Raw genomic sequence first — 655 nt, forward strand, 5'->3', positions numbered from 1 at the left:
CCCGAGCAGCCGGGCCGCGCGGTCGCCGACGACGGCCACGACCCGCCCGTCCGCCGGACCGGCGAGCAGCGGCGCCGCGAGCCGCGCGACGTCGGCCGGCGTGCGGACGGTCGCCCTCCGGTCGGTCGACGTGCCGAACCGGCGCGCCAGCGCGAGGCCGGCGACGACGCGGGTCGCCTTGGCGGGGCCGACACCGGGGGACCGCAGCAGGGCCGGCGGGTCGGCGTGCGCGAGGCCCGACAGGCCCCCGTGCGCCAGGAGCAGGTCGCGGGCGGTGTCGAGGGCGCTGGAACCCCGGCGGCCCGAGCCCAGCAGCAGGGCGACCAGCTCGACGTCCGAGAGCGCGTCGGCGCCCAGGCGCAGCATCCGCTCCCGGGGCCGCTGGTCCGGGTCGAGGTCGGCGAGCATCGGGGTCGTCACCTCCTCGACCCTAGGGGCGGCACCCGGCTCCGATCCGGTTGTCCACAGGCCGGCTTCCGCGCGGCCGGCCCGCCCGGCGTGCCCGGCGTGCCACCCGCCGTGCCGCCTGCGGCTTCCGGCCTGGCCGCCCGCGACCGGCGTCGGCGTCGCCGGAAGCCGTAGGCGGCGTCGCAGCGGGTGATCCGCGCCACCCGCGGCGCGGCGGACGGCGGCCCCGGGTGATGATGGAGGCGTG

Annotated in this window: 1 protein-coding gene; it reads right to left on the reverse strand. The window is 80.9% G+C overall.

Annotation, left to right across the window (positions count from 1 at the left end):
• Positions 1 to 420: UPF0758 domain-containing protein (locus FA014_RS19685; RefSeq protein WP_328288234.1), on the reverse strand; the 420-nt coding region annotated here is incomplete at its 3' end.
• Positions 421 to 655: the final 235 nt, after the last annotated feature.

The organism is Cellulomonas hominis (assembly GCF_005239125.1).
Taxonomy (GTDB): Bacteria; Actinomycetota; Actinomycetes; order Actinomycetales; family Cellulomonadaceae; genus Cellulomonas; species Cellulomonas hominis_A.